Here is a 23104-nt window from a genome sequence, read left to right on the forward strand (position 1 = left end):
TGGTCCAGTGACTTCGACAGAAAGGGACGGATAACCGGTGTCGACGCCGTTCTATGTCTCCCCCCAGCAGGCGATGGCCGACCGGGCCGAGTACGCCCGCAAAGGCATCGCCCGCGGCCGCAGCCTGGTCGTGCTGCAGTACGCCGACGGGATCGTCTTCGTCGGCGAGAACCCGTCCCGCGCGCTGCACAAGTTCAGCGAGATCTACGACCGGATCGGCTTCGCCGCCGCCGGCAAGTACAACGAGTACGAGAACCTGCGCATCGGCGGCGTCCGCTACGCCGACCTGCGCGGTTACACCTACGCCCGGCACGACGTGACCGCCCGGGGCCTGGCGAACGTCTACGCGCAGACGCTGGGCACCATCTTCTCCAGCGTGGGGGAGAAGCCGTACGAGGTGGAGCTGGTGGTCGCCGAGGTCGGCGAGACCCCGGACCAGGACCAGATCTACCGGCTGCCGCACGACGGCTCCATCGTCGACGAGCACGGCTCGGTGGCGGTCGGCGGCAACGCGGAGCAGATCAGCGGCTACCTCGACCAGCGCCATCGCGACGGCATGACGCTCGCCGAGGCCCTGAAGCTGGCCGTCCAGTCCCTGTCGCGGGACACCAACGGCAGCGAGCGGGAGATTCCCGCGGAGCGGCTGGAGGTGGCGGTGCTGGACCGCACCCGGCCGCAGAAGCGCAAGTTCAAGCGGATCACCGGGCGCCAGCTGGGCCGCCTGCTGGAGGCCGGCGGCGCCGAGACGGCGTCGGAGGCGGAAGCGGACGCCGAGGCGGAGACGGAGTCCGGCACGGACACCGAGTAGTCCCGTACGTGTGCGCCGCGTGCCGCCAGACCCGCGGGTCCGGCGGCACGCGGCGCACTCCTGTCCGGTGGCGGGTCAGGCCCGGGCTGGACCGGCGCACCCGTGTCCGGGGCGGGGGTTCAGTCCCGGGCCGGGCCGGTGGAGCCGCGCACCACCAGCTCGACCGGGATGTCGTCCGCCCGGGGCTCGCGCTGCTCCAGGACGGCCAGCAGCGCCCGCATGCCCCGCTCGCCGAACAGCTCCGCGTCCAGCCGCACGGTGGTCAGCTCGGGGTCGATGGCCGTGGCCAGGGCCAGGTCGTCCAGCCCGGTGACGGAGAGGTCGCCGGGGATCCCCAGGCCCAGCCGGCGGGCCGCCTTGTAGACGCCGGCGGCCAGCTGGTCGTCGTCGCAGACCACGGCCGTGGGCCGGTCCCCGGCCTCGAGGGCGGCCAGGGCGGCGGCCTCGGCGCCCCGGATGGAGATGGGCGAGGAGACGGTGCGCAGCCGTGCGCCCGGGACGTCCGCCAGCCGGGCGGCCAGTTCGCGGGCGCGCACCTCGAAGGTCCAGGACGCCACGTCCGCGGCCAGGTGCAGGAAGCGGCGGTGACCCAGGTCGAGCAGGTGCCGGGCGACCTGGCGGACGCCGTCGGCGATGTCGAGGTTCACCGTGGCCGCGCCGGGGCCGGCCTCCGGATCGCTGTCCAGCATCACCAGGGGCAGCTGGTCGCCCCGGATCGCGCTGAGGGCGTCGGCGGCCATGGAGGAGGCGATGACGCCGTCCAGGGCCGCCTGTGCGGACGCGAACGGGTCGCGGGCCGGCCCGATGCCCTCGGGGGAGGGGTAGAGGACCACGCCGAAGCCGTGCTGCCCGGCGACCCGTGCGGCGCCCGTGTAGACCCCGGCGAAGAACTCCGTGGTGAGGGCCGGCACCACCAGCAGGACGGTGCGGGTGCGCCCCAGGCGCAGATTGCGGGCGGCCAGGTTGGGCCGGTAACCGAGGTCGTGCGCGGCGTCGCGGACCCGCTGGGCGGTGGCCTCCGAGACCCGTCCGCGCCACTTGTCGCCGAGCACCAGGGAGACGGCGGCCTGGGAGACACCGGCGGCGCGGGCGACGTCCCGGCTGGTGGGTCGGGTGCTGGCTCGGGCCACCGCGGACCGCTCCTTCGTCTGGACTGGCGAACAGCCGACATGGTACGTATGGATGCGGACGTTATACGTACAACCCCCCTGTCCGGAGCAGTCCGGCTGGTGAGTGGAGGGCTCGGCATGGCCACGGGATACCTGGAGATCCTCCGGGTGCGGCACGCCGCCCGGCTGCTCGCCGGCACGCTGGTGGGACGCCTGCCCAACGCGACCGCGGCCATCGCGATCGTGCTGTTCGTCCGCGCCGAGGGCGGCTCCTACAGCCTGGCCGGGGCGCTCGCCGCGGTCTACGGGGTCTCCAACGCCGTCGGCCAGCCCGTGCTGGGGCGGCTGGTGGACCTGAAGGGACAGCCCCGCGTCCAGCTGCCCGCCGCCGTGCTGTCCGCCCTCGCCATGGCCGTCTTCGCCTTCGCCGGCATCGGCCCGCTGCCGCTGGCCTGCGCCGCCGTGGCCGCCGCCGGCCTGTTCACGCCCCCGCTGGAGGGCGGACTGCGCGCGCTGTGGGCCACGGTGCTGCCCAAGGAGGACCACGTGCACCGGGCGTACGCCCTGGACGCCGTGGCCCAGGAGATCCTGTTCACCGTCGGGCCGCTGCTGGTGACGGTGTGCGCCGCCCTCTGGTCGGCCCAGGCCGCCCTGCTCGTGCTGAACGTCATCGGGGTGCTCGGCGCCCTGTCCGTGGTCGTCTCCCGGCCGTCCCGCGCCTGGCGCTCCGCCCCGCGCGAGGCGCACTGGCTCGGCGCGCTGCGCTCACCGGGACTCCTCGCCCTGCTGGCCGCCTTCCTGTTCGTCGGCATGGCCCTCGGCTCCATCACCGTGGCGGCCGTCTCCTACGCCGACGACCGCGGCGGCGACGTGGTGTACGGCTGGCTGATGGCGGGCCTCGGGTTCGGCGCCCTGGTCGGCGGTCTGGTGTACGGGGCGCGCGGGTGGCGGGGCGAACCGGCGCGGCGACTGCGGGTGCTGGTGGCGCTTCTGGCGGTGTGTTACCTGCCGCTGATGCTGATGCCGGGCCCGGTCGCCATGACGCTGCTCGCCGTCCTCGCCGGGGTGTTCCTCGCACCGGCCATCGCCTGTGCCTTCGTCCTGGTCGACCACCACGCGCCGCGCGGGACGGTCACCGAGGCGTTCTCCTGGCTGGTGACCACCTTCACCGTCGGCGCCTCGGCCGGAACGGGCGTGGCGGGGCCGGTCGTCGAGGCGGGCGGCGCGCTGTGGGGTTTCGCGGTGCCCGGGGTGGCGGGCGGCGTGTCCCTGCTGGTTTTGATCGCGACAGGAAGGGTAATGGCAGTTCCGGTGGGAGGGGCGGTAGTTGCGGCCCGCTCCGAAAATGATCCGAACCGTGCCCTCGAACCCCGTTTCAGTTCAGGGAAACGGGCGTAATGTTCAGTCATGGACCGCCGCATTTTCGGGCTGGAGAACGAGTACGGCGTCACGTGCACGTTCAGGGGACAGCGGCGCCTGTCTCCTGACGAGGTGGCGCGGTACCTCTTCCGCCGTGTCGTGTCATGGGGCCGAAGCAGCAACGTCTTTCTGCGCAACGGTGCCCGCCTTTATCTCGACGTGGGATCGCATCCGGAATACGCCACACCCGAATGCGACAACGTGACCGAACTGGTCACCCACGACAAGGCCGGCGAGCGCATTCTCGAAGGACTCCTGGTGGACGCCGAACGACGCCTGCACGAGGAGGGAATCGCGGGCGACGTCTACCTCTTCAAGAACAACACCGACTCCGCGGGAAACTCCTACGGGTGCCACGAGAACTATCTCGTCGCCCGGCACGGGGAGTTCTCCCGGCTCGCGGACATCCTCATCCCCTTCCTGGTGACCCGCCAACTGCTGTGCGGTGCGGGCAAGGTACTGCAGACACCGCGCGGAGCCGTGTACTGCGTCAGCCAGCGGGCCGAGCACATCTGGGAGGGCGTCTCCTCGGCGACCACCCGGTCCCGGCCGATCATCAACACCCGGGACGAGCCGCACGCCGACGCCGAGCGCTACCGCCGGCTGCACGTCATCGTGGGCGACTCCAACATGTCGGAGACGACCATGCTGCTCAAGGTCGGCGCCACCGACCTGGTGCTGCGCATGATCGAGGCGGGCACCGTCATGCGGGACCTCACGCTGGAGAACCCGATCCGGGCGATCCGCGAGGTCAGCCACGACATCACCGGCCGGCGCAAGGTGCGCCTGGCCAGCGGTCGCGAGGCGTCCGCGCTGGAGGTGCAGCGCGAGTACTACGAGAAGGCACTGGACTTCTGCGAACGCCGCGGCATGCGCACCGGCACCGTGGAGCAGGTGCTGGAGCTGTGGGGCCGCACCCTGGACGCCATCGAGGAGGAGGACCTCGACCGCATCGGCACCGAGATCGACTGGGTCATGAAGTACAAGCTCATCGAGCGGTACCGGGCCAAGCACAACATGACCATGTCGCACCCGCGGGTCGCGCAGATAGACCTCGCCTACCACGACATCCACCGCCGCCGGGGTCTCTACTACCTGCTCGAGAAGAGGGGGCAGGCCGCCCGGATCTGCAACGACCTCAAGATCTTCGAGGGCAAGTCGGTCCCGCCGCAGACCACCCGGGCACGGCTGCGCGGCGACTTCATCCGCCGGGCCCAGGAGCAGCGCCGGGACTTCACCGTCGACTGGGTCCACCTCAAGCTGAACGACCAGGCGCAGCGCACCGTGCTGTGCAAGGACCCGTTCCGTTCGGTGGACGAACGGGTGGAGAAGCTGATCGCCGGCATGTGACCGCGCCGGCGGGCCGCCCCGCCGCAGCAGGACGCGCAGGACGCCCGAGGCTCCCCGGGACCCGTTCCCGGGGAGCCTCGGGCGTTCCGGTGCGCGGTGCGTCTCTTTCGCGGGAGGCGTCGGCCGATACTCGTGGTCCACGGGGTCACAGGTCGTAGAGTGGCCGGATCGCCCCCACGCCCCCGATTCCCAGTTGGACTGATGAACCAGAACACGTACCGGCGCCTCGCGGCGCTGCTGGCCGTCCCCGCCCTGCTGTTCACCGCCGCCTGCGGCGGTGACGACGACAAGAACAGCGACTCCGCGGACGGCGTCGCCCGGATCGAGGGGAAGTTCGGCCAGAAGCCCGAGATCTCCGACCCGAAGGACACCGAGCCGACCGAGAAGACCGTGGTCGAGACGGTGTCGGCGGGCAAGGGGAAGACCGTCGAGGCGTCCGACTTCGTCCGGCTCGACTGGTCCCTCGTGAAGTGGGGCGAGGAGCAGGAGCTCGGCGGCACCTGGGCCACCGCGGCGGGCAAGAACCCCCGGCCGCAGTCCGTGGCCCAGCTGGGCAAGGAGGGCGGGCAGCTGCCCCCCAAGGTCCTGGACGCCCTGAAGGGCAAGAAGGTCGGCAGCCGCACCCTCGTGCAGGGCACCGCGGGCGACCTGATCGGGCCCGGGCTGAACCCCGCCTCCGGTGTCACCGAGAAGGACGTCCTGGTCTGGGTGGTCGACACCGTCGCCGCCGCCCCCGTCGACGCCAAGGCCGAGGCCGAGGGTGAGCAGGCGGCCGTCGAGGACGGGCTGCCCGAGGTGAAGGCGCCGTCACAGAAGGCCGCCACCATCACCGTCCCGAAGGGCGTCAAGGCCCCGAAGGAGCTCCAGGACCAGGTCCTGATCAAGGGTGACGGCAAGAAGGTCGAGGCCGGTCAGGGCCTCATCGCCCAGTACACCGGCGTCAAGTGGGAGGACGGCAAGAAGTTCGACTCCTCCTGGGACCACGGCGGCGCCACCGCCTTCCAGATCGGCACCGGCTCGGTCGTGGCCGGCTGGGACCAGGGCCTGGTCGGCAAGAACGTCGGCGACCGGGTGCTGCTGGTGATCCCGCCGTCCCTCGGCTACGGCGCCAACCCGAGCAGCGAGCTGGCGAAGAACACGCTGGTCTTCGTCGTCGACATCCTGGGCACCGTCTGACCCGCGCGTCTGTGAAACTGTCAGGGTCCGCAGGTCACGCAACAAGGAGAAATGTAGTGAGCATCGACAAGCCCGAGATCGACTTCCCGGGCGGCGAGCCCCCGGCGGACCTCGAGATCAAGGACATCTGGGAGGGCGACGGACCGGTGGCCGAGGCGGGCCAGACCGTCACCGTGCACTACGTCGGTGTCGCCTTCAGCACCGGCGAGGAGTTCGACGCCAGCTGGAACCGCGGCACCCCGTTCCGCTTCCCGCTGGGCGGCGGCCGGGTCATCAAGGGCTGGGACCAGGGCGTGCAGGGCATGAAGGTCGGCGGCCGGCGCCAGCTGACCATCCCCGCCCACCTCGCCTACGGCAACCAGAGCCCCACGCCGGCCATCAAGCCCGGCGAGACGCTGATCTTCGTGGTCGACCTGCTCGGCGTCTGACCGTCGCACCGCCGGCCGGCGCGCGGCGATCGAGATGATCGCCGTACCGTCGGTTCGTCGTACGACGTCCGGTCGGAAACCGATCGGAGCCGATCATTCGGGGTCCATGCCCGTCCGGGCATGGACCCTCGGCTTTTGCCGCGCCACCACGGAGCGGTACGGTCATCGGTCGTAAGCACCAGAGGGAGGCGAAGGGCGTCGATGGCCATTGCCAAGGCCGAGCGGCTGATGAACCTGGCGCTGTGTCTGCTCGGGACGCGCCGGCCGCTCAGCAAGCGCGAGCTGCGTGAGTCCATCGAGGCCTACCTGGAGGCGGGCTCCACCGACTCCTTCAACCGCATGTTCGAGCGCGACAAGGACGACCTGCGCGAACTCGGACTGGTCATCGAGACCGTCGAGAACCTCGACGGCGAGACCGGCTACCTCGCCCGCCGCGACAGCAACCGGCTGCCGCCCATCACCCTGGACGCCGAGGAGGCCGCGGCGCTCGGACTCGCCGCCAAGGTCTGGCAGCAGGCCCGGCTGGCCGGGGCCGCCAGCGGCGCCCTGCAGAAGCTGCGCGCCGCCGGACTCCCCGACGACGTCGACCCGCACGGCACCCACAGCGCCCTCGAACCCCGCATCCCGGTGCACGAGGCCGCCTTCGAACCGCTGATGCTGGCCTGCCGCGACCGCCGTCCGGTCGTCTTCGACTACCGCAAGGCCACCGCCGTCCAGCCCGAACAGCGACACGTCGAGCCGTGGGCGCTGGAGTGCTGGCGCGGCCACTGGTACCTGGCCGGCTGGGACCGCGACCGGGGCGCCGAACGCGTCTTCCGCCTGTCCCGGATCACCGGTAGGGTCCGCTCACGCACCGGCCGGTTCACCGCCCCCGTGCCGGACGTCGTCACCGTGCGGGAGACCGTGGCGAGCTGGGCGGGGGAGACCGCCGACCGCACGGCCCGCATCCGGCTGCGCGCCGGCGCCGGATACCCGCTGCGGGCCAGGGCCACGGCCGTGCGGGAACTCGGCGACGGCTGGGACGAGCTGGAGATCCCCTACGGGCACGGCCTGGACGCGTGGCTGGTGGAGTTCGGACCGGACGTGGTGGTCCTGGAGCCCGCGGAACTGCGGGCCGACGTGGTGGACCGGCTGCGCGCCGTCGCCAAGGGCTGAGGGGGAGCGGACAAGACGTGGCAGGCAAACCGGTCAGGCCCGTGAACGCCATCGACCAGACCCGGCGCATGCTCTCGCTGGTGACCTATCTGCGCGAGCGCCCCGGCGCCCGGGTCGAGGACGTGGCACGCGCCTTCGGCATCACCGAGGACGAACTGGTCTCCGACCTCGACGTGCTGCCCATGTGCGGCACCAGCTTCCGCGGCGGCGACCTGCTCGACATCGACACCGACGGCGAGCACATCTGGTGGCACAACCCCGCCGCCCTCGGCGCCGAGACCGCCGACCCGCTGCGCCTCGCCGCCGACGAGGCCACCGCCCTGCTGGTCGCCGCCCGCGCCGTGGCCACCCTGCCCGGCCTGCGCGAGAGCGACCGCCAGGCACTGCTGCGGGCCACCGCCAAGGTGGAGGCCGCCGCCGGCGAGGCCGCCGGGGCCAGCTCCCGGCTGTCGGTGACCTTCGAGTCCGAGGGCGGGGTGTTCGCCGACGTCGACCGCGCCATCGCCGAACGCCGTCGGCTGTGGATCCGGTACTACTCACCCGCGCGCGACGAGATCACCGAGCGCGAGATCGACCCCATCCGCCTGGTCAGCGTCGGCCACACCTACGTCGAGGCGTGGTGCCGCCGCTCCGAGGCGCGCCGCACCTTCCGGCTGGACCGGGTGGCCGAGATCAGGATCCTCGACGAGCCGTCGGCGCCCCCCGAGATCGAACTGCGGGACCTGTCCGAAGGACTGGTGCAGCCCGCCGCCGAGGACCCCGAGGTCGTCGTCGAGGTCGGACCGGGCGGACGCTGGGTCGCCGAGTACTACCCGCACGACAGCGCGGAGGAGCTCCCCGACGGCGGGCTGCGCATCACCCTGCGCACCCCCGACCCGGCCTCGCTGAGACGCCTGGCCCTGCGGCTCGGGCGCGACGGCCGCATCGTCGAGCCGCGCGGCCTCGCGGACAGTGCCCGGCAGGCCGCCCGGGAGGCGCTGGCGGCCTACGACGGGGTCGAGGCGGCCGGATGAGCGGGGCCCGCGCACGGCACGGGGCGCGGGACGGACAGGACGACAGGCAGGAGCGAGTGCTTTGAGCGAGTCGGCGACGTCTGGTGTGCGGGGGATGACGGTGGCGTCCGCGTTCGCCGGGATGAGAAGCGTGGCCCCGGTCGTGTTCCGGGCGGGCTGCCCGGACTGCCGGGGGCGGTTCGAACTCGCCGCGAGCGCGCTGCGTCTCGTGGTCGGCGCGAGCAGCCGCACCACCTTCTACTCGTTCACCTGCCCCGAGTGCGCGGCGGCGGTCCGCAAGCCGGCCGGGGAGCGCATCGTGGAACTGCTCACCGGCGGCGGCGTCAGCACCCTGCGGCTGCACTCCACCGTGTAGGTCCCCGGCCCGCCCGGCGCGGGCGCGGGGCGGGAGCCCGCCGCCCGCCGCGACGGTCTAGGCTCACCCCATGGTCTGGCCGATGTTCGCTGTTGCCGTGGGTTTCGTGGGTCTCGTCGTGCTCGGCGTGCTGGCCGTCCGGGTGTTCGTCGAGGCGGAACGCCTCGGCCGCCAGGTCACGGACTCCGCGCACCGCATCAGCCGCGCGGCCGAGGACCTGGAGCGGTCGGCCGCCGGCGCGGCCCGGTCCGCCGAAGCCCTCTGAGCGTCCACGCCGGGGCCGGCCGGGAGCCCTCACCCTGTCGGGTCCGTGGCACCGGCAGGTACGCTGCTGCTCGCGGCCGGAGAACGAGGCCCGGCCGCGGAAGGGGAGTACGCACGGGGATTGCCTCGCGTTCACCCCTGAGCGTTACGATCGCTGTCACGTACCATCGTCCGGATGTGTGTCCGGTCGGACAGCACCCCCGCAGCCTCGGTGAGAAGGTAAAGACTTATGTTCGGTGGCAAGATCGGCGCTCCCGAGATCATTCTCATCCTCGTCGTCGTCATCCTGTTGTTCGGCGCGAAGAAGCTGCCGGACATGGCGCGGTCGCTCGGCAAGTCGGCCCGCATCCTCAAGAGCGAGGCGAAGGCGATGAAGGAGGACAAGTCCTCCACCCCCGCCGACCCGCCGGCTCCCGGTGAGGAGTCCGCCGCACAGCGCACCATCCAGGCCGCACCCGGCGACGTGACCAGCTCCCGCCCGGTGGCGGAGCCCACGGACACGACCAAGCGCTGACGCAGGGCCGGTGGACTCCGGCCCGCTGCACGAGATGGGGAACGTGGGTTGCTGAAGTCTGCCCGCAAACAGGAGAAGGATCCGGAAGGGCGGATGCCCCTCGCGGAGCACCTGCGTGAGCTCCGCAACCGGCTCGCGAAGGCGCTGCTGGCCATCGTCCTGGTGACGGTCGTCGCGGCCTTCTTCTACACCGACATCATCAACTTCTTCACCAACCCGGTCCTCAGGTCGGTCGGCTGCGGCCGGTCCTTCGAGGAACTGGCGCGCACCACGCAGGACAAGGCGCACCCCTGCGCCATGATCACGATCAACGGCCTGCTCACGCCCTTCACGCTCGCGCTGAAGGTCTCGCTGATGGCCGGCATCGTGTTCGCCGCGCCGGTCTGGCTGTACCAGCTGTGGGCCTTCGTCGCCCCCGGCCTGCACCGGAGCGAGAAGAAGTACGCCTACGCGTTCGTCGCCACCGGCTTCCCGCTGTTCCTCGGCGGCGCCTACTTCGCGTACCGGGTGCTGCCCACCACCGCCGAGGTGCTCATCGGCTTCACGCCCAGCGACGTCGACAACCTGCTGCCGCTGGACGACCTGCTCAACCTCGTGACGCGCATGGTGATCGTCTTCGGGCTCTCCTTCGAGCTGCCGCTGCTGCTGATCATGCTCAACTTCACCGGGGTGCTGACCGGCAAGCGGATGCTCGGCTGGTGGCGGGGCATGATCATGGGCATCACGGTCTTCTCCGCCATCGCCACCCCCAGCACGGACCCGCTGACGATGATCGCGCTCGCCGGTCCCATCTGGCTCCTGTACTTCACCGCCGTCGCCGTGGCGCTGCTCAACGACCGGCGCAGGCGCCGCATCGAGGCCCTGGGACCCGCCGACGACGAAGCGTCCGAGCTGGACCTGACGCCCGAGGCCGTCGATCCGGCGGAACCCGTGGCGGCCCTCCCGGAGCAGACCTCCAAGGACCGGGTGAACGGTTACGACGACGTGACCTGAGACACCGGGACCACCTCGTAGGGTCGCTCCGTGACCAGCGAGATCACCCTCTTCGTCAACCCCACCGCAGGCCGCGGCCGGGGCGCCCGGGCGGCGCTCCCGGCCGCGGCCGCGCTGCGGGACGCCGGGTACACGGTGCGCACGCTCGTCGGCGATGACGCCGCGGACGCGCTCGTGCGGGCGCGGGCCGCCGTCGCGGAGGGCACCGGCGCGCTGGTCGCCGTGGGCGGCGACGGCATGGTGCACCTGGCGCTGCAGGCCGTCGCGGGCACCGGCACCCCCCTCGGCCTGATCCCGGCCGGCACCGGTAACGACTTCGCCCGTGCCCTCGGGCTCCCGCTGCGGGACCCCGCGGCGGCGGGCCGCACGGCCGCCGACGCCCTCACCCGCGGCCGGACGCGCGCACTCGACCTCGGACGGGCCGGCGACCGCTGGTTCGCCAACGTCCTGGCCTCGGGCTTCGACTCCCGGGTCAACGACCGCGGCAACCGGATGCGGCTGCCCGTGGGCCGGTTCAGATACGACCTGGCGATGCTCGCCGAGCTGGCCGCGCTGCGCCCGATCCCGTACCGGATCACCGTCGACGGCGGCGAGGTGCGGGAGGTCGAGGCGACGCTGGTGGCCGTCGGCAACGGGCCCTCCTACGGCGGCGGCATGAGGGTCTGTCACGGTGCGGACCTCGGTGACGGGCTGCTGGACGTCACCGTGGTGGGCGCGTGCACGCGCACCACCCTGCTGCGGGTGTTCCCGACGGTGTACCGGGGGACGCACCTCGGCCATCCGGTGGTGAGCGTCCTGCGGGCGACGCGCGTGGAGCTGGCGGCCGACGGCGTGACCGGCTACGCGGACGGCGAACCGGTGGGGCCGCTGCCCCTGACGGTGCGCTGCGTGCCCGCCGCCGTGCGTGTCCTGACCCCCTGAGCCGGGCCCGGTTCCCCGAGCCGGTCCGGGACCCCGCTCGCGCCGCGTGCGGTCCGGATAATGATCGTCCTGTTGTCGGTGCGGCCCGGTAGGCTCGAAAGCACGATGACAGAGGACCTCTCACCGGCCGAGCGGTACGCGGCAGCGCGCAGGCGCGCTGCCGAGCAGGCCACCGCGCTCGCCTCCTTCCGCGAGATGTACGACTTCGGCCTCGACCCGTTCCAGATCGAGGCCTGCCAGGCGCTCGAGGCGGGCAAGGGCGTGCTGGTGGCGGCGCCCACCGGCTCGGGCAAGACGATCGTCGGCGAGTTCGCCGTCCACCTCGCCCTGCAACAGGGCAAGAAGTGCTTCTACACGACGCCGATCAAGGCACTGTCGAACCAGAAGTACGCCGATCTCTGCCGGCGGTACGGCAGTGACAAGGTGGGCCTGCTCACCGGCGACAACAGCGTCAACTCCGACGCCCCGGTGGTCGTGATGACCACCGAGGTGCTGCGGAACATGCTGTACGCGGGCTCGCAGACCCTCCTGGGCCTGGGGTACGTGGTCATGGACGAGGTGCACTACCTCTCCGACCGCTTCCGCGGCGCCGTGTGGGAGGAAGTGATCATCCACCTCCCCGAGTCGGTGACCCTGGTCTCCCTCTCGGCGACGGTGTCGAACGCCGAGGAGTTCGGCGACTGGCTCGACACCGTGCGCGGCGACACCGAGGTGATCGTCTCCGAGCACCGGCCGGTGCCGCTGTTCCAGCACGTGCTCGCCGGGCGGCGGATCTACGACCTGTTCGAGGAGGGCGAGGGCCGCAAGAAGGCCGTCAACCCCGACCTGACGCGCATGGCCCGGCTGGAGGCGAGCCGTCCCCCGTGGGGCGACCGCCGCCGCGGGCGGGGGAACCTGCGCGAGGCCGACCGCGAGCGGGAGCGCAGACAGCGGTCGCGCGTGTGGACGCCGAGCCGGCCGGAGGTCATCGAACGGCTCGACGCCGAGGGCCTGCTGCCCGCCATCACGTTCATCTTCAGCCGGGCCGGCTGCGAGTCCGCGGTCCAGCAGTGCCTGTACGCGGGGCTGCGGCTCAACGACGACGAGGCGCGCGCCCGGGTGCGCGCCCTGGTCGAGGAACGCACCGCCTCCATCCCGGCCGAGGACCTGCACGTCCTGGGGTACTACGAGTGGCTCGAGGGCCTGGAGCGCGGCATCGCGGCCCATCACGCGGGCATGCTGCCGACGTTCAAGGAGGTCGTCGAGGAGCTGTTCGTCCGGGGGCTGGTCAAGGCCGTGTTCGCCACCGAGACCCTCGCGCTCGGCATCAACATGCCCGCCCGCTCGGTGGTGCTGGAGAAGCTGGTCAAGTGGAACGGTGAGCAGCACGCCGACATCACCCCCGGTGAGTACACCCAGCTGACCGGCCGGGCCGGCCGGCGCGGCATCGACGTCGAGGGTCACGCGGTCGTCCTGTGGCAGCGCGGCATGAACCCCGAGCACCTGGCGGGGCTGGCCGGCACCCGCACCTATCCGCTGCGCTCCAGCTTCAAGCCGTCGTACAACATGGCGGTCAACCTGGTCGAGCAGTTCGGGCGGCACCGCTCGCGGGAACTGCTGGAGACCTCGTTCGCCCAGTTCCAGGCGGACAAGTCGGTCGTCGGCATCTCCCGCCAGGTGCAGCGCAACGAGGAGGGCCTGGAAGGCTACAAGGCCTCCATGACGTGCCACCTCGGTGACTTCGAGGAGTACGCGCGGCTGCGCCGCGAGCTGAAGGACCGCGAGACGGAGCTGGCCCGGCAGGGCGCGGTGCAGCGCCGTGCGGAGGCCGCCGTCGCGCTGGAGAAGCTGAAGCCGGGCGACGTCATCCACGTGCCGACGGGCAAGTACGCGGGCCTGGCGCTGGTGCTGGACCCGGGGCTGCCCGCGGGCCGGTCCAACGGCCACCGGGGCTTCGACCACCACGACGGCCCGCGCCCGCTGGTGCTGACCGCCGAGCGGCAGGTCAAGCGGCTGGCGTCGATCGACTTCCCGGTGCCCGTCGAGGCGCTGGAGCGGATGCGGATCCCGAAGTCGTTCAACCCGCGTTCGCCGCAGTCCCGTCGGGACCTCGCCTCGGCGCTGCGTAGCAAGGCCGGGCACATCGCGCCCGAACGGCACCGCAAGCGGCGCTCGCAGGCGGCCGACGACCGGGAGATCGCCCGGCTGCGCAAGGAGATCCGGGCGCATCCCTGCCACGGCTGCGACGACCGGGAGGACCACGCCCGCTGGGCCGAGCGCTACCACCGGCTGCTGCGGGACACCTCGCAGCTGGAGCGGCGGATCGAGGGCCGGACGAACACCATCGCCCGCACCTTCGACCGCATCGTGGCGCTGCTGACCGAGATGGACTACCTGCGCGGCGACGAGGTCACCGAGCACGGCAGGCGGCTCGCCCGGCTCTACGGCGAACTCGACCTGCTGGCCAGCGAATGCCTGCGCGAAGGCGTCTGGGAGGGGCTGGCCCCGGCCGAACTCGCCGCCTGCGTCTCCGCGCTGGTCTTCGAGGCACGGGCCGCCGACGACGCGATGGCGCCGAAGCTGCCGTCCGGCAAGGCCAAGGCGGCCCTCGGCGACATGGTCCGGATCTGGGGCCGGCTGGACGCCCTGGAGGAGGACTTCCGGATCTCCCAGACGGAGGGCGTGGGCCAGCGCGAGCCGGACCTCGGCTTCGCCTGGGCCGCGTACATGTGGGCCTCCGGCAAGGGGCTCGACGAGGTGCTGCGCGAGGCGGAGATGCCGGCCGGCGACTTCGTGCGCTGGTGCAAGCAGGTCATCGACGTGCTCGGGCAGATCTCCGCCGCTGCCCCCGCCGTCGAGGGCTCCACGGTCGCGAAGAACGCCCGCAAGGCGGTGGACGGACTGCTGCGCGGGGTGGTGGCCTACTCCTCCGTCGGCTGAGCCCCCGCCCTCTCGGCACCCTCCGGAGCCCGGCGCGCCCCGTGCGCGCCGGGCTTCTGCATCCGGTGCGCCCCCTCGGCGGGCGTCGGACGCCGCTTCCGCGGGCAGGACTCGGCCGGACGCCGATCCGTCCGGGCCCCGGCGGGACACGGCACCGGTCCTCGTCCCGGCCGTTCTTCACTCGTGACGGTGAGTGAGATTCGCACGCCCGTACGCCGTTACGGTGAGCGTTCGAGTCGATGCGCGGTGTGTAAATGGATCCGAGCGTACCGCTGCACCGGGGGTCATTTCCGGCAGATGCTGAATATGACTCGGCGATGATCCGCTCGGACTAAGCTCGCCCGCAGCGCACCCAGTTGGGATGACATCGTGCGCCCCTTCCTCTTTGTGCGGAATGCCCGCAGTGACCGCACGGTCCGTTCCCCGCAGTGCACCCCGACCACCAGCCGATTCCTTCCAGAGGGCCCACATGGTGAGTGTCCAATCCCCGCCCGGACGACGTGAGTTGCCGTACGCGCGCGTCCTGCTGATCCCGGCGATACTGATGGCCGCGGCGACCGGAGCCGCCGTCGCCCTGGTGACGGAACCGGCCCGGTTCGCCGTCGCCGTCTGCGGCGCCGTCGCCACCGCGCTGGTGATCGCCTCCGCGGCGGAGGCGACCCGCCGCGGCCGCGCCCTGCGCACCGCCCGGGCCGAGTACGAGCGTCACCGTGCGTATCTGGAGGCGCGCATCGCCGCCCACGACACGGAGACACTGCACTTCGCGCAGGAGGTGACCCCCGGAGCGCTGGAGTACCTGCACCGCGGCAACACCCCCCACGAGGTGATCCGCGACCTGCCCAAGCTGAACCCGGCCTGGCGCGACCTGCCCGAGTACCAGATCAAGCTGCTGCGCATCATGCTGCGGATCATCGACGACGAGGAAGCCCTGCGCGACTCCTCCGCGCGCTCCTTCGTCAGCATCGCCCGCCGCGTGCAGGCCATCGTCCACCAGCAGGCCAAGGAACTGCGGGAGATGGAGGAGGACCACGGCCGCAACCCCGAGGTCTTCGACGACCTGCTGCGCATCGACCACGGCACCGCCCTGATCGGCCGCCTCGCCGACTCCATCTCCGTCCTCGGCGGGGGCCGGCCCGGACGCCAGTGGCCGCAGCCGGTCGCGCTCTACAGCGTGCTGCGCGGCGCCATGTCCCGCATCCTCGAGTACCGCCGCATCGACCTGAAGTCGATCGCCAAGGTCAACGTCAAGGGCATCTCGGTCGAGCCCGTCATCCACGCCGCCGCCGAACTCCTCGACAACGCCACCCGCTACTCGCCGCCCCAGACCAAGGTGCACGTCACCGCCGTCGAGGTGCAGACCGGTGTCGCCATCGAGATCGAGGACTCCGGGGTCAGCCTCGACGAGCAGGCCCGCGCCCGCATCGAGGGCATGCTGGACCGCGCCCAGCGCGGCGTCGACCTCCAGGACCTCGGCGAGAGCCCGCGCCTGGGCATCGCCGTCGTCGGCCGGCTCTGCGCCGCCTACAACATGCAGGTGTCGCTGCGGGCCTCCGCCTACGGAGGCGTCCGCGCCGTCCTCGTCGTCCCCAGCGACATGCTCACCGACCAGCCCGGCGTCGGCCTCGCCCACGGCATCGGGGCGACCGCCGTCCCCATGCAGGTCGACGCGCTCCCCGGCCCCGAGCGGGCCCCCAAGAAGCGCCGGCCCACCAGCCCGCGCATCCCGGCCACGGTCTCTATGGAGGACGAGGTCCCCGAGGTCACCGAGTGGACCGCCGGCGGCCTCCCGCAGCGCCGCAGCCGGGTCAAGACCTCCCTGACCCAGCGGTACGCCGAGCAGGCAGCCGCGCAGCGCGCCGAGCGGGAGGCCGCAGCGCGCGGCGAGACCACCCCCTGGACCCCCCCGCCCGCGCCCGAGCCGGAGCCGAAGGACGACCGCGAACCCGGCCTGTGGGTCGACGCGTTCTGGGACGGCCTGAAGAAGGACCTCGAACCGGGTGTCCACCCCACCGACTTCACCCGCAACCCGACCGCCTACCTGCATCTCATCAACGACCCGGCCCGAACCGAGGCCGACGACGAGGGGAACCTCAAGTGATCCAGCAGCGAGCCAACTTCGACTGGATGCTCAAGGAGCTCGCCGACGGTGTACCCGGCGTGGAGATGATCGTCGTCCTGTCGGCCGACGGTCTGCGCATCGCCCGCTACGGCGGCGAGCCGGACGCCGCCGACCGGGTGGCCGCCGCCTGCGCGGGCGTGCAGAGCCTGGCCGGCGCGGTCGCCCAGGAACTGCCGCGCAGCGACGGCGAGATGAAGATGGTGGTCATCGAGATCAACGGCGGCTACTTCTACCTGATGGCCGCCGGCGCCAACGCCTACCTCGCGGTCCTGTCCGACATGACGTGCGAACCGGGCCGGATGGGCGGCATGATGCGCGACCTCGTCGTCCGCATCGGCGCCCACCTCACGAGCCCGCCCCGACGGAACGGGCAGGCCGTATGACTCCTCCGCAACGCCAGAGGCGCAGCCCCCAGGAGAACGCCCCTCCCCGCCCCCCGGCCACCGGCAAGGACGGCGAGGGCGGCAACCCGGAACGGCTGTACGTGGTCGCCGGCGCGGACGGCGGCCGGGCGGACCTCGACCTCGTCACCCTCATCGTGGCGCGCGCCGAGGACCCCCCGCCGTCGGCCACCCCCGAGCAGGCGGCCGTGCTCCGGCTCTGCTCCGCACCCCTGTCCGTGGCCGAACTGTCGGCCTACCTCAGCCTGCCGTTCAGCGTCGTGACGGTGCTGCTCACCGAGATGCTGACGGCGGAACTGGTCCACGCGCGCGCCCCGATCGTGCGTCAGGCGCTCCCGGACCGTTCCCTTCTCGAAGCGGTGATGCATGGACTTCAACGGCTCTGACACCGTCCCCGGCCCTCGCACCGAGGACCAGTTGCCGCTCACGGCCCAGGCCGCGGCCAAGATCGTGATCGTCGGGGGATTCGGGGTCGGCAAGACGACCATGGTCGGTTCGGTCAGCGAGATCCGCCCGCTGACCACCGAGGAGACCATGACCCAGGCCGGGATCGGGGTCGACGACAACTTCGGCTCGGCGAGCAAGACGGCCACCACCGTGGCCATGGACTTCGGCCGCATCAAGATCACCGACCAGCTGGTGCTCTACCTGTTCGGCACCCCGGGACAGGAGCGCTTCTGGTTCCTGTGGAACGGACTGTTCGAGGGGGCGCTCGGCGCGGTCGTACTCGTCGACACCCGCCGGCTCGAAGTGAGCTTCGACGTGATGGGGCGGCTGGAGGAACGCGGGGTCCCCTTCGTCGTCGCCGTCAACTCCTTCCCCGACGCGCCCCGTTACCCGCTGGCGGACCTGCGCACCGCGCTCGACCTCTCCGAGGACGTCCCGATCATGGAGTGCGACGTGCGGCGGCGGGCCTCCAGCCGCGACGTGCTGATGACCCTCATGCGGTTCCTGCACTCGCTCGCCATGACCGGCTCGCTCACCTGACCCCGGCCCGCCACCCCCGACCCCTCGCGTTTCCCCAGTTTGCGGAGCGACCACAGTGACGCCTGAATCCCACGCCCCGACCACCCCGGACACCTCCCGGACCGGCCCGCCCCCCGGCTGCCCGGCACACGGCCTCGGCCCCGGGGGGCTGCGCCGGCTGCACGAGTCGGACGACCTGAGAAAGCTCTACGAGGAGCTGCGGGCCGAGCACGGCCCGGTGGCCCCCGCCCTGCTCCACGACGACGTGCCGGTGTGGGTGGTCCTCGGCCACGCCGAGAGCCTGCACATGGTGCGCACCCCGGCCCAGTTCAGCCGGGACAGCCGCATCTGGTCGCCGCTGCGCGAAGGGCTGGTCAAGCCCGACCACCCGCTCATGCCGCACATCGCCTGGCAGCCGATGTGCTCGCACGCCGAGGGCGACGAGCACAAGCGGCTGCGCGGCGCGCTCGACAGCGCCATGGCGACCATCGACTTCCGCACGCTGCGCCGCCAGATCAACCGCTACACCCAGCGCCTGGTCAACGGCTTCTGCGAGGAGGGCGAGGCCGAACTCGTCGGCCAGTACGCCGAGCACCTGCCGATGGCCGTCATGTGCCAGATCCTCGGCATGCCCGACGAGTACAACGACCGCATCGTCGAGGCCGCCCGCGACATGCTCAAGGGCACCGAGACGGCGATCGCCAGCAACGCCTACATCATGGACGCCCTGGCGCGGCTGACCGCCCGCCGCCGGGCCGACCCGCAGGACGACTTCGCCAGCCACCTCGTCACCCACCCGGCCGGGCTCACCGACGACGAGGTCAGGGAGCACCTGCGGGTGGTGCTCATCGCGGCCTACGAGACCACCGCCAACCTCCTCGCCAACGTGCTGCTCACCGTGCTGACGGACCCGCGCTTCCGCGCCCAGCTCAACGGCGGACAGATGACCGTGCCCGAGGCGGTGGAGCAACTGCTCTGGGACGAACCGCCGTTCAGTACCGTCTTCGCCTACTTCGCCAAGCAGGAGACCGAGCTGGGCGGCCAGCGCATCCGGCGCGGCGACGGCCTGCTGTTCGCCCCCGCCCCGGCCAACGTGGACCCCAGGGTGCGCCCCGACCCGACGGCAGGCATGCAGGGCAACCGCTCCCACGTGGCGTTCGGCGGCGGGCCGCACGAGTGCCCGGGCCAGGACATCGGCCGCGCCATCGCCGAGATCGGCGTCGACGCGCTGCTGATGCGGCTGCCGGACGTCGAACTCGACATGAGCGTCGACGAGTTGGAGTACACCGAGTCCATCGCGTCGCGGCACCTGGTGGCGCTGCCGGTGCGGTTCCTGCCGCGCGCGCCGCAGGACGTCAACCAGCGGCCGAACCACGACCAGGAGCCGCAGCGCCGCCCGTCCGCCTGGCACATCGGCGCCCCCGAACCGGAACCGGCCGTCGTGCCCCCGGCATCGTCCACCCCGGCCGAGCCGCTCGCCGGCACCCCGGCGCCGCCGCCTCCCGAGCCGCCGCGGCCGGGCGGGGACCCGGCCCGCCCGCAGGGCGCCTGGCAGCGCTTCCTGAACTGGTGGCGGGGCTACTGACCGGCGGCCCACTCCTCGGGTGAGTCCCAGGCCGCGAGCGTCCGGCCACTGCGGAAGCGGTGTTCCACACCCGTCACCGGATCGGTGAACTCCAGTGCCCGCGCCAGCAGTTGCAGCGGTCGCCGGAAGTCGCCGGCCGGGACGGGCGCGGTCACCTCCGGATACAGCGGGTCGCCGAGCAGGGGGACGCCGAGGGCGCTCATGTGGACCCGCAGCTGATGGGTCTGCCCGGTGCGGGGCACCAGCCGGTACCGGCCGAGGCCGTCCGCCCGGTGGCCGATGAGCTCGACGCGGGTCTCCGCGTTCGGCTCGCCCTCGACCTCCCGGGCGGCGAGGACACCGCGCTCCTTCAGGATCCGGCTGCGCACGGTCCGGGGGAGCGCCAGCCCGGGGTCGTGCGGGGCGACGGCCTCGTACTCCTTGTGCACCAGCCGGTCGCGGAACAGGGTCTGGTAGGCGCCGCGCACCTCCGGCCGCACGGTGAACAGCACCAGGCCCGCGGTGAGCCGGTCGAGCCGGTGCGCGGCGCCGAGTTCCGGGATGCCGAGGTCGCGGCGGAGGCGGGCCAGCGCCGTCTCGGCGACGTGGCTGCCGCGCGGGGTGGTGGCCAGGAAGTGCGGCTTGTCGGCGACGACGATGTTCTCGTCGCGGTGCACGACCTCCACCGCGAACGGCACCGGGACCTCGGCGGGCAGGTCCCGGTGGAACCACAGGTGCGTCCCGGCCGCGTACGGGGTGTCCGGGGGGACCGGCCGCCCGTCCGCGCCGACGATCCGTTCAGCGGCGAACAGGGCGTCGACGGCCTCGGGGCCGGCCGCCAGCCGCTCGGCCAGGTGGTCGCGCACCGTGGCCCACGATCCGCCGGCGGGCAGCCGGACCCGTACGGGGTCCACGCCGTCGCGCTGCGGCAGGGGAGGGGGCGGGGTCCGGCGTCTGCGTCTCACGGCGGCAAGCGTACGAGGACCGGCCCGGCACGTGCCGTCGGCCGCCCGCGCGCGGGGCCCGGGGACGCCACCGGGAGACCCGTCTGGGGAGGCCGGTCATACCGCGTGGGCCACCTCGTCGTCGGGGAGGCCGACGGGCCGCGTGGGCCACCGGGTCGTCGTGGTGGGGGATCAGGCCAGGGCGCTGCTCGCGGCGACATGACGGGGGCGGATCAGGCCGGGGGCAGGGGCGCCGCCCCGTCCTCCTGGCGGGCGGATCAGGCCCGGGTGCCGTCCCCGTCCTCGTGGCGGGCGGATCAGGCCCCGGTGCCGTCCCCGTCGTCGTGGCGGGCGGCCCGCTTCACCCGGGCCTCGACCTCGTTGCGCGGGGTGCCCTCGGTGCGGGCGAACTCGCTCACCGCCAGCTGCGCGTCGCGGGCCAGGTCGCGCCAGGCCCTCCAGGCGGTCTCCCAGGCGTTGGTCTGCTCGCCGCTCCACGGGGACCGGGTCGGCGGGCCGAAGGACTCCTGCAGGTGCCGCACGCGCACGTGGGCCTCGTCCGCCGCGCGCTGCTTGGCCACGAGCTCGTCGAAGGTGTGTGCCACGCGCCCGGATCCTGGGCCGACGGCCGCGCTCCGGGGTTCCGCCACGCCGCCCGGACCGGAGGGCGCGGCGGGACTTCACCCGACCAGGCTCGACCGGGGGCCGGCGCCTTCGGCCGGCCCGGCGGTCAGGCGGACGCCGGTGCCGGCTCCTGCTCCGCCTCGATCCGCGCGTTCCACTCCGGCTTCGACGCCTGCCAGCCGTCCTCGTTGTGGCCGCGGCGCCAGTACCCGGAGATCGACAGGTCCTCGCGGGCGATGGCACGCTCCACCCGCAGCAGGTGCCGCAGTTCCTTCACGAAGTGCGCCTCGCCGTGCACGAACGCGTGCACCCGGCCCTCTGGGAACTCCAGCCCGCGCACGGCCTCCACCAGGGCCTCGCCGACGGGACGGTCCCCCCGGTGCAGCCAGACCACCTCGACATCGGAGTCGATCTTCTGCTCCTCCTGCGGGCCGGCGACCTCCACGAACGCGTGCGCCCGCGCCCCGGCCGGCAGGGCCTCCAGGGCCCGCGCGATGGCCGGCAGCGCGCTCTCGTCGCCGGCCAGCAGGTGCCAGTCGGCCGTCGGGTCAGGGGCGTAGGCGCCGCCCGGCCCGACGAAGTGCACCGTCTCGCCCGGCCGGGCGCGCAGCGCCCACGGGCCGGCCAGCCCCTGGTCGCCGTGGACCACGAAGTCCAGGGTCAGCTCGCGCTGGACGGCGTCCCAGTACCGCACGGTGTACGTCCGGGTCACGGGCCACTGCTCGCGGGGGAACTCCGCCCGGATCCGCTCCACGTCGAAGGGCTCCGGGTAGGTCACGCCCTCGGCGGGGAACAGCACCTTCACGTAGTGGTCGGTGCAGGTGTCGGCGGCGAAGTCGGCCAGGCCGTCACCACCCAGGACCACGCGCTGCATGCCCGGGGTCAGACGCTCGGTGCGGACGACCTGCGCGGTGTGCGTCCTGCGCTGCCGACGGACCGGTCGCTCTGCCATGGGGCCTCCCTGCCGCTGGTTAGGTATACCTAAGTTAACACTTTTCACCGGCGGAGGGCCCGGGAATCCGGGCCGCACGGCGAGCCGTCCGGCCCGGACGCCACCCGGTTGCCGCCCGTCGCGTCGCGGGAGCCCCAGGAAGGCGTCAGCGCGAGAGCGTCGTCAGCAGCCGCTCCAGCGATCCGCCCAGTCCCCAGCGGTCCGCCAGCGCCCGGAGCCCGTCGGGGTCGCGCGGGGTGCGCGGCACCTCGGTGCCGACGTCCGGGAGCGGCACGTCGTCCGCGACCCGGACGACCTTCGGCGCGACCGCCAGGTACGGCCGCGCCTCGTCCAGGCGCTTGCGCTGCGACGGCGTGAGCTTCGCCTTCCGGTCGTCCACGGCCGCGAGGATCCCGGCCAGGTCGCCGAACTCCGTGAGCAGCTTGGCGGCCGTCTTCTCCCCGATGCCGGGCACGCCCGGGAGGCCGTCGCTCGGGTCGCCGCGCAGCAGCGCCAGATCCGCGTACCCCCGGCCGTCCACGCCATACTTCTCCCGCAGCGCGGCCTCGTCGGTGATCTGCAGGGTGCCGACCCCCTTGACCGGGTACAGCACCCGCACCCCGCGCGCGTCGTCCACCAGCTGGTAGAGGTCCCGGTCGCCGGTGACGATGTCCACCGGCCCCCGGGCCCGGGCGGTGAACGTGCCGATGACGTCGTCCGCCTCGTACCCGGCGACGCCGACGCGGGCGATGCCCACCGCGTCCAGGACCTCCTCGATCACCGGGACCTGCGGGGAGAGGGTGTCCGGCACCTCCTCCTCGTCCGGGCCCGTCTCCCGCTCCTCGGCCACCCGGTGCGCCTTGTAGGAGGGGATCAGGTCCACCCGCCACTGCGGGCGCCAGTCCGCGTCCATGCAGGCCACCAGGTGGTCGGGCCGGTGGTCCTTCACGAGGCGGTCGATGAAGTCCAGCAGGCCCCGCACGGCGTTCACCGGGGTGCCGTCCGGGGCGCGGACGGACTCCGGGACGCCGAAGTAGGCGCGGAAGTACAGGGAGGCGGTGTCGAGGAGCATCAGTCGTCCGGTCACGGACGGCATCATGCCGCACCCCGCCGACAGTGCCCCGGCGGCGA

The 23104-nt window shown here is 72.7% G+C and carries 23 protein-coding genes; 18 read left to right on the forward strand and 5 right to left on the reverse strand.

From position 1 onward, the window contains the following. The first annotated feature begins 37 nt into the window (after nt 1-37). Nucleotides 38-808: a proteasome subunit alpha gene (prcA, locus tag AB0F01_RS11640; RefSeq protein ID WP_362092970.1), complete on the forward strand. Its 771-nt coding sequence runs from the start codon at nt 38-40 to the stop codon at nt 806-808. A gap of 119 nt (nt 809-927) precedes the next feature. Here prcA and AB0F01_RS11645 read toward each other — a convergent pair whose 3' ends face one another. Continuing rightward, the gene (locus AB0F01_RS11645) at nt 928-1938 is read right to left on the reverse strand and encodes a LacI family DNA-binding transcriptional regulator (RefSeq protein WP_362092972.1); all 1011 of its coding nucleotides are present in this window, start codon (nt 1936-1938) and stop codon (nt 928-930) included. Nucleotides 1939-2055: 117 nt separating this feature from the next. Between AB0F01_RS11645 and AB0F01_RS11650 the strand changes: the two genes are divergently transcribed. The 17 genes from AB0F01_RS11650 (at nt 2056) to AB0F01_RS11730 (ending at nt 19495) form a co-directional block, all read left to right on the forward strand. Next, the gene (locus tag AB0F01_RS11650) at nt 2056-3315 is read left to right on the forward strand and encodes an MFS transporter (RefSeq protein WP_362092975.1); all 1260 of its coding nucleotides are present in this window, start codon (nt 2056-2058) and stop codon (nt 3313-3315) included. 9 nt (nt 3316-3324) lie between these two features. Further along, the gene (gene pafA / locus AB0F01_RS11655) at nt 3325-4686 is read left to right on the forward strand and encodes a Pup--protein ligase (protein ID WP_362092978.1); all 1362 of its coding nucleotides are present in this window, start codon (nt 3325-3327) and stop codon (nt 4684-4686) included. 201 nt (nt 4687-4887) lie between these two features. Further along, entirely contained in the window at nt 4888-5862 is a 975-nt protein-coding gene (locus AB0F01_RS11660) for an FKBP-type peptidyl-prolyl cis-trans isomerase (RefSeq protein ID WP_362092981.1), read from the forward strand. Between the two features lie 56 nt (nt 5863-5918). Beyond that, on the forward strand, nt 5919-6290 hold the full coding sequence (locus tag AB0F01_RS11665) for an FKBP-type peptidyl-prolyl cis-trans isomerase (RefSeq protein ID WP_094055282.1): 372 nt from the start codon (nt 5919-5921) through the stop codon (nt 6288-6290). Between the two features lie 201 nt (nt 6291-6491). After that, nucleotides 6492-7445 (forward strand): WYL domain-containing protein, encoded by a 954-nt coding sequence (locus AB0F01_RS11670; protein ID WP_362092984.1) that lies wholly within the window; start codon nt 6492-6494, stop codon nt 7443-7445. Nucleotides 7446-7462: 17 nt separating this feature from the next. Next, nucleotides 7463-8458 (forward strand): WYL domain-containing protein, encoded by a 996-nt coding sequence (locus AB0F01_RS11675; RefSeq protein WP_362092987.1) that lies wholly within the window; start codon nt 7463-7465, stop codon nt 8456-8458. 61 nt (nt 8459-8519) lie between these two features. Beyond that, nucleotides 8520-8813, forward strand: a complete 294-nt coding sequence (locus tag AB0F01_RS11680) for a hypothetical protein (protein WP_362092989.1) — start codon at nt 8520-8522, stop codon at nt 8811-8813. A gap of 70 nt (nt 8814-8883) precedes the next feature. Beyond that, on the forward strand, nt 8884-9078 hold the full coding sequence (locus tag AB0F01_RS11685; protein ID WP_362092992.1) for a hypothetical protein: 195 nt from the start codon (nt 8884-8886) through the stop codon (nt 9076-9078). 228 nt (nt 9079-9306) lie between these two features. After that, the gene (gene tatA / locus AB0F01_RS11690; protein WP_362092995.1) at nt 9307-9591 is read left to right on the forward strand and encodes a Sec-independent protein translocase subunit TatA; all 285 of its coding nucleotides are present in this window, start codon (nt 9307-9309) and stop codon (nt 9589-9591) included. Between the two features lie 48 nt (nt 9592-9639). Then, complete coding sequence (gene tatC / locus AB0F01_RS11695; RefSeq protein WP_362092998.1) at nt 9640-10584, forward strand: twin-arginine translocase subunit TatC; 945 nt, start codon at nt 9640-9642, stop codon at nt 10582-10584. Nucleotides 10585-10614: 30 nt separating this feature from the next. Beyond that, the gene (locus AB0F01_RS11700) at nt 10615-11505 is read left to right on the forward strand and encodes a diacylglycerol kinase (protein ID WP_362093001.1); all 891 of its coding nucleotides are present in this window, start codon (nt 10615-10617) and stop codon (nt 11503-11505) included. 60 nt (nt 11506-11565) lie between these two features. Next, the gene (locus tag AB0F01_RS11705) at nt 11566-14424 is read left to right on the forward strand and encodes a DEAD/DEAH box helicase (protein WP_362093004.1); all 2859 of its coding nucleotides are present in this window, start codon (nt 11566-11568) and stop codon (nt 14422-14424) included. Between the two features lie 469 nt (nt 14425-14893). Beyond that, on the forward strand, nt 14894-16522 hold the full coding sequence (locus tag AB0F01_RS11710; protein WP_362093007.1) for an ATP-binding protein: 1629 nt from the start codon (nt 14894-14896) through the stop codon (nt 16520-16522). Beyond that, entirely contained in the window at nt 16519-16926 is a 408-nt protein-coding gene (locus AB0F01_RS11715; RefSeq protein WP_362093009.1) for a roadblock/LC7 domain-containing protein, read from the forward strand. Before AB0F01_RS11710 ends, AB0F01_RS11715 begins: the two co-directional genes overlap by 4 nt. Beyond that, complete coding sequence (locus AB0F01_RS11720; protein WP_362093012.1) at nt 16923-17330, forward strand: DUF742 domain-containing protein; 408 nt, start codon at nt 16923-16925, stop codon at nt 17328-17330. The genes AB0F01_RS11715 and AB0F01_RS11720 overlap by 4 nt, the downstream gene beginning before the upstream one ends. Beyond that, nucleotides 17311-17931, forward strand: coding sequence for an ATP/GTP-binding protein (locus AB0F01_RS11725; RefSeq protein ID WP_362093015.1), 621 nt, complete (start codon nt 17311-17313; stop codon nt 17929-17931). Before AB0F01_RS11720 ends, AB0F01_RS11725 begins: the two co-directional genes overlap by 20 nt. Before the next feature lie 55 nt (nt 17932-17986). After that, the gene (locus tag AB0F01_RS11730; RefSeq protein WP_362093018.1) at nt 17987-19495 is read left to right on the forward strand and encodes a cytochrome P450; all 1509 of its coding nucleotides are present in this window, start codon (nt 17987-17989) and stop codon (nt 19493-19495) included. Here AB0F01_RS11730 and AB0F01_RS11735 read toward each other — a convergent pair. From AB0F01_RS11735 to AB0F01_RS11750, 4 genes are all read right to left on the reverse strand, one after another. Further along, complete coding sequence (locus tag AB0F01_RS11735) at nt 19489-20439, reverse strand: RluA family pseudouridine synthase (RefSeq protein ID WP_362093021.1); 951 nt, start codon at nt 20437-20439, stop codon at nt 19489-19491. The two genes, AB0F01_RS11730 and AB0F01_RS11735, sit on opposite strands and share 7 nt — an antisense overlap. Nucleotides 20440-20735: 296 nt before the next feature. Next, entirely contained in the window at nt 20736-21023 is a 288-nt protein-coding gene (locus AB0F01_RS11740; protein WP_362093024.1) for a hypothetical protein, read from the reverse strand. A gap of 125 nt (nt 21024-21148) precedes the next feature. Continuing rightward, nucleotides 21149-21994: a siderophore-interacting protein gene (locus AB0F01_RS11745; protein WP_362093027.1), complete on the reverse strand. Its 846-nt coding sequence runs from the start codon at nt 21992-21994 to the stop codon at nt 21149-21151. A gap of 145 nt (nt 21995-22139) precedes the next feature. Further along, the gene (locus tag AB0F01_RS11750) at nt 22140-23069 is read right to left on the reverse strand and encodes a 5'-3' exonuclease (protein WP_362093563.1); all 930 of its coding nucleotides are present in this window, start codon (nt 23067-23069) and stop codon (nt 22140-22142) included. Between the last annotated feature and the right edge of the window lie 35 nt (nt 23070-23104).

It is taken from the genome of Streptomyces sp. NPDC029526 (assembly GCF_040637405.1).
GTDB lineage: Bacteria > Actinomycetota > Actinomycetes > Streptomycetales > Streptomycetaceae > Streptomyces.